Genomic DNA, 5,794 nt, shown 5'->3' with positions numbered 1-5,794 from the left:
CGCCGCCCCCAGCCAGCCCCAGCCATCCGGCGCCTCGCCCCAGAACAGCCAGGCGGCCGCGGCGACGAAGACGAGGCGCAGATACTGGAAGGGCGCGATGGCGGAGGCCTCGCCGGCCGCGGCGCGCGCGTGGCTTCGCGCAGCGCCGTCTCCATCTCGGCCATCCGCCGCTGCAGCTCGTCGATGCGGCGCAGCAGCTCCTCGTTGGTCTGCGCGGATGCCTTCGGCGATGCGAGCAGTCCGGCACCGCAGAGACCGGCCGCGACGATCGCGCCGATGCCTCGTATCCGTCCCATGCGCCTCCTCCCCAACCTGCCGATTCCCGCTCGCGACAGCGGCCGTGCGTGACGGAAGACTAGAAGCTCCCCAGAAGCTCCCGATTGTGATTTCCCGACAGACACGAGCGCTGCGTCGCATCGCCGTCGGGCTGCCCAATGCACCCGCTCCGCTCCCGCCAATGCGCCGGCGTCGCGCCGGCGGCGCGGCGGAACCATTTGCCGAATGCGCTCGGGTCGCAGTAGCCGAGCGCCTCGCTGATCGCGGCGACGCTCATGCGCGTGTCGCGCAACAGGCGGCATGCGACGTCCAGCTGCAGCCTGCTCTGCAGGCTGCGGAAGCTCAGGCCCTCCTCGCGCAGCCGTCTCTCCAGCGTGCGCGGATGGATCCCGAGAGAGGCGGCGATGGCGTCGAGCGTGGCGGCGCCGAAGACGATGTGCGGCAAGAGCGCCCGTACGACATCCGCGGCGATGTCGGGCGGGTGCGGAGTCCGGCTCGCAGCGACGTCGGCCAGCAGGCGGGCGCGGCGGCATGGATCGGCATCGGGGATGGAGCGCGCCAGTGCCCGCGCATCCAGCACGAGCGCGGTCATCGGCGCATCGAAGCGGACGGGGGCGCCGAGCACTGCGCGATAGGCGTCCGGCGCCGCCGGCTGCCTGCGGGCGAGCAGGATTTCGGAGGCGACGACGCCGACGAGGCTGCGGATCAGGCCGACGCCCGCCGCGATCACGGCGTCGAGGAGCTCCGACGTGGACTCGCCGGCAGGGCCGGGCAAGGCGCAGCCGAGGAAGACCTCTTCGTTGGCGCGCAGCAGGTAGAGGATCGGAGCGTCAGCACTGCGGCGCTGGTGCGTCAGCAGGTCGTCGAGTGCCGTGCGAAGGTCGGGGGCGTGCCGCATCGCCTGGCCGACCAGGCCAAGACCGGCGAGCGCGTCGATGCGGCGACCGAGCAGCAGGCCGATGTCGTCGCGCCCCGTCAGTGCCGTTGCCGCCGAGAGAAGGCGCGCCATGCCGGCGAGCGGGAGCGTGGCGTCGCCGAACAGGAGCTGCTCCGGCCCGAGACCGGCGAGCTCGGCCAGCCGCTCCGGTCGGACGCCGAACCCGGCGACGAGACTGCCGAGCTCGGCGAGCGGCGTGCCGCGCCGCGTCCGCATCGAGGCAGGCGTCCCGAACGGATCCGCCGCGCCGCTGGCGTGATCCGTGCCGGGATGCGGGAGCATGATCATCGCGGAACGACGACGCTGGTCGCGGTGGTGCCGGAGGCGTTGATCCGCGCCGCGACTCCGGCGGCGGGCGCATGACGGGCGCTCGGCGGGCTGAACACGGAAATGTGAAGGACCCGGGTCGGCCGAGGCGCGGACATCGTTGCCGACCGCCTCAATGGCCGCCTGGCCGGCGGAGATCGCCAGCGGGCGGCGAGGCGGCATCCGCCGCGCCGAACATGGAGAGCAGCTCTGCCTCGAGCTCCCGGAGCAGGGTGAGGTACTCGTCGAGCTCCGGCCGAGGCGCGGTCGCGGCAAGCTTCCGGAACGTCGCGACCCCATCGGCTGCCAGCCGATAATCCTCGCAGATGCTGCGGAAGTCGGGATGCGTGCGGAACAGATAGCGGGCCATCGCCTCCCGATCCGGGAAGCGGGCGATGACCGATGCCAACTCCGGTTGGACAGCCGTCTTGTCGGCCATCGCGCGCATGCCCCCGTCGAGTTGGTGGCGCTTCGCCACGGTTAGCGGTGACGCAAGGGCACAACGGCACGACGCGGGCGCGCAGTACGTCACTGTTAACCGTCGTCGGACTCGGTGGCTGGTCAACGCTCTGATCTTGTTGACGTACCTCCGCGAAAGCCTAAGCTTAAGATAGAGAAGAACCGGGACAGAAAGCTCCAGATGAGCGAGGTCGAGCGCACGATCGGGACGAGCGAGATCCGCGAGGAGCTTGAGCGGATCCTTGCCTCGGGCGAGTTCGACGCATCCGACCGGAACCGCAAGTTCCTGAGCTACGTCGTGGACGAAGCCCTCGGCGGTCGTGGCGAGCGGATCAAGGCCTACACCATCGCGACGACGGTCTTCGGGCGGAGCACGGATTTCGATCCGCAGGTCGACTCGATCGTGCGCATCGAAGCCGGGCGGCTGCGGCGCGCCCTCGAGCGCTACTACCTGACCGCGGGGCGGGCGGACGGCGTTCGGATCACCATCCCGCGCGGTGGGTACGTGCCGGTCTTCGAACGCCAGGATGGCACAAGACGCGATGGGCCGATGCGACCGGCTGCGGCCAATGATCCGCCGAGCCGCACCGGGCGGGTCATCCTGGTGCAGCCCTTCGAGGAGGAGGGCGATCACTCCTCCTATCCCAACTTCAGCCGCGGCCTGACGCGCCAGGTGATCGTCGGCCTGACGCGCTTCACGGATCTCTTCGTGTTCGGGGCGGAGACGGCGTTCAGCCGCGACGCGACGCCTGCCTCGCTCAGCGCCGGCGAGCCGCTCGGCGTCGACCTGCTCCTGACCGGCGGCACGGCGCTGTCGGGCGGCCGCTTCACGCTCGAAGTGCTGCTGTCCGATGCGCGGACCGGGCGCTACGTCTGGGGCGAGACCTTCGAGCGGTTGCTCGATCCCGCCGAGATCACCCGTGTCCGCGACGAAGTGGCGAACAGCGTGGTGCGCAGCCTCGCCCAGCCCTACGGCGTGATCTACAGCCAGCACGCGCGCGAAGTGGAGGGGAAGCCGCCGGAGAGCCTGTCCTCCTACGACAGCGTGATCCGCTTCTACCAGTACTGGCGCACCTATGACCGCAGCCTGATCGCTTCGATCCGCGACGGACTCGAGCAGGCGATCCGGCGAGACCCCGACTACGCGGAGGCCTTCGCCTGCCTCGCTCTGGTCCATGTGGACTGGGTGCGGTTCGGCCATGGAGGACCCGGGACGACGGCGGAGACCCTCGGGCGCGCTCGCGACCTCGCGCTGCGGGCGGTGGAACTCGCGCCGGGCTGCAGCCGCGGACATCACGCGCTGGCGCTCGCCTACTGGTTCGGCGGCGACGTCGCGGCCGGCTTCGCCGGGCTCCGCACCGGGCTCTCCCTCAATCCGAACGATACCGAGATCATGTCCGACCTCGGCGTCCGCCATGCGGTCCGGATGGAATGGGACGAGGCCTTGCCGCTGCTGCGCGAATCCTACGCGCGCAACCCGGCGCAGCCCGGGAATTACCGGATCGGGCTGGCGCTCTACCACTACATGCATGGCCGGTATCACGACGCCCTCGTCGAGATGCGGCGCATGACGGTCGCGAATGTGATTCCGGCCTTCGTCGTGGTGGCGAGTGCCGCGGCGCGGCTCGGCCTCGCCGCGGAGGCCAGGGCGGCGGTGGAGGCGATCGAGCGCATCGACCCGACCTATGGGGACCGCGTCGTCGCCGACCTCGAGGGGCGCAACGTCCATGCCGAGATCATCGCCGCGATGCTGGATGGGCTGCGGGAGGCGGGGCTGGCGGGCCGCGACACTGGCCTGAGCCGGCTGATCGAGCCGGCCCGCGCGGCCGCCGGGTCCTAGGCGCGCCTCCGCAGGGACGTCACGGTAACTTACCCCGCGCGGCCGCCCACGGCAGTGTCGCGGCCCCCATCCCGGCTGCTAAGGGACGTCGTGCTGGCACGCCGGCCCGCCGGCCGCGCAGGCGAGGAGAATGATGATGCGCGTCGACGTCTCGCCCTTTCCCTGGGTCGCGTACGGCCTCGACGCCTGGCAGCGCTCCGTCCTGTTCCTCGACGTGCTGCGCCAGCGCGGCAACGCCTTCCTCGCGGCCGAGGACGACCCGCTGCGCAACGTGCTGACCTTCGGCTTCGACGTTATCATGGACGGGCGCGACCTTGCTCGCCCCGTGAACTACTGGATGGCACGCGTGGTGCCGCCCGAGGGCGCGCCGCCGACCGATCCGGCCGCCCGCCCCTTCATCGTGATCGACCCGCGCGCCGGACACGGCCCGGGCATCGGCGGCTTCAAGGCGGACAGCGAGATCGGCGTCGCCATCAACGCCGGCCATCCCTGCTACTTCGTCGGCTTCCGCCCCGAGCCGCAGCCCGGCCAGACGATCGAGGACGTGGTCCGCGCCATCGTCGCCTTCGCCGAGGAGGTTGGCCGCCGCCACCACGACGCTGAGGGCAAGCCGGTCGCGATCGGCAACTGCCAGGCCGGCTGGGCGCTGCTCATGGCCGCCGCGATCAGGCCCGAGATCTTCGGCCCGCTGATGGTCGCCGGTTCGCCCATCTCCTACTGGGCTGGCGTGCCGGGCAAGGCGCCGATGCGCTACCTCGGCGGGCTGCTCGGCGGCTCCTGGCTCACCGCGATGACGGGCGATCTCGGCGGCGGGAAGTTCGACGGCGCCTGGCTGGTGACGAACTTCGAGAGCGGCAACCCGGCGAACACCTACTGGACCAAGCAGTACGAGGTCTGGGCGGATGTGGACAAGGCGGCTGACCGCTACCTCGGCTTCGAGAAGTGGTGGGGCGGGCACGTCCGGCTGAACGCCGAGGAGATGCAGTTCATCGTGGACCAGCTCTTCGTCGGCAACCGGCTGGCGACGGGCGAGCTCACCTTCTCGGACGGCACACGGGTGGACCTGCGCGCCATCCAGTCCCCGATCATCGTGTTCTGCTCGGAAGGCGACGACATCACCCCGCCCGCGCAGGCGCTCTCCTGGATCACCGACCTCTACGCCGACGAGGACGACCTGCGCACGCACGGGCAGACGATCGTCTATTCCGTGCACGGCAGCATCGGGCATCTCGGCATCTTCGTCTCGGGCGGCGTGGCGCGGAAGGAGCACAACGAGTTCGCGTCCAACATGGACATGATCGACGTGCTGCCGCCCGGTCTCTACGAGGCGGTCCTGCGGCCGGCGAAGGGCGAGGCGCGGTCGGAGCTCGCTGGCGGCGACTGGCTCGTGAACTTCCCGGCGCGCCGCTTCGCCGACCTCGCCCAGCACGGCGGCACGGATCCGCAGGACGAGAAGCGCTTCGCCGCCGCGCGCCGCGTGTCGGAGGCGAACCTCGCGCTCTACCGGCAGTTCGCACAGCCCGTGGTGCGCGCGATGGCGACGCCGCCCGTCACCTGGGCGATGGAGCAGCTGCATCCGGCGCGCCTGTCCTACACCTTCTTCTCGGACCGCAACCCGGCGATGGCCTGGGTGCGCTGGGCGGCGGAGTTGGCGCGCGCCGACCGCCAGCCGGTGGAGGACGACAATCCCGGCCGCGTCGCCGAGCGCCAGGTGTCGGAGGCGATGACGCGCATGCTGGAGGCCTACGGCCGCCAGCGCGATGCGCTGAGCGAGCGCATCTTCCAGGAGGTCTATGCCTCGCCCCTGGTGCAGGCGGCGACGGGCCAGGCGGCCGGGACGGCGCCGCCGCGCGCGCGGCCGGGCCTCAGCCCCGACCACGCCCGTTTCGTCGCGCTGGCGACCGAGCGGCTGCGCGCGGCGATGGCCACGGGCGACGTGCATACGGCGGTGATCCGTGCGCTGATCTGGGTGCGGC

The 5,794-nt window shown here is 71.3% G+C and carries 5 protein-coding genes; 3 read left to right on the top strand and 2 right to left on the bottom strand.

Annotated features, from left to right (window positions below; all coding sequences use genetic code 11):
• Window positions 1–348, top strand: a 348-nt coding sequence (locus L2I40_RS17935; protein ID WP_237216561.1) for a hypothetical protein, incomplete at its 5' end; no start/stop codon positions are given.
• A gap of 7 nt (window positions 349–355) precedes the next feature.
• On the opposite strand, the gene L2I40_RS17930 is transcribed toward L2I40_RS17935, so the two are convergent.
• A complete protein-coding gene (locus tag L2I40_RS17930; protein ID WP_237216560.1) occupies window positions 356–1,495 on the bottom strand; it encodes an AraC family transcriptional regulator in 1,140 nt (379 codons plus the stop codon).
• 157 nt (window positions 1,496–1,652) lie between these two features.
• Window positions 1,653–1,958: a hypothetical protein gene (locus L2I40_RS17925; RefSeq protein ID WP_237216559.1), complete on the bottom strand. Its 306-nt coding sequence runs from the start codon at window positions 1,956–1,958 to the stop codon at window positions 1,653–1,655.
• Between the two features lie 201 nt (window positions 1,959–2,159).
• Here L2I40_RS17925 and L2I40_RS17920 point away from each other — a divergent pair, with 201 nt between their 5' ends.
• Together L2I40_RS17920 and L2I40_RS17915 are read left to right on the top strand one after the other, a co-directional pair.
• Window positions 2,160–3,818, top strand: coding sequence for a hypothetical protein (locus L2I40_RS17920; protein WP_237216558.1), 1,659 nt, complete (start codon window positions 2,160–2,162; stop codon window positions 3,816–3,818).
• 136 nt (window positions 3,819–3,954) lie between these two features.
• A partial coding sequence (locus L2I40_RS17915; RefSeq protein ID WP_237216557.1) for a DUF3141 domain-containing protein occupies window positions 3,955–5,794 on the top strand: 1,840 nt, incomplete at its 3' end.

The sequence above is a fragment of the Falsiroseomonas oryziterrae genome (assembly GCF_021864505.1).
GTDB lineage: Bacteria > Pseudomonadota > Alphaproteobacteria > Acetobacterales > Acetobacteraceae > Falsiroseomonas > Falsiroseomonas oryziterrae.
The sequence above is the reverse complement of the archived record's forward strand: the minus strand, read 5'-3'. Positions and strand labels throughout refer to the sequence as shown.

Excerpts from the sequence above, each read along its gene's own strand:
- L2I40_RS17920 (WP_237216558.1), top strand. The coding sequence starts at position 2,160 with ATGAGCGAGGTCGAGCGCACGATCGGGACGAGCGAGATCCGCGAGGAG.
- L2I40_RS17925 (WP_237216559.1), bottom strand. The coding sequence starts at position 1,958 with ATGGCCGACAAGACGGCTGTCCAACCGGAGTTGGCATCGGTCATCGCC.
- L2I40_RS17930 (WP_237216560.1), bottom strand. The coding sequence starts at position 1,495 with ATGCTCCCGCATCCCGGCACGGATCACGCCAGCGGCGCGGCGGATCCG.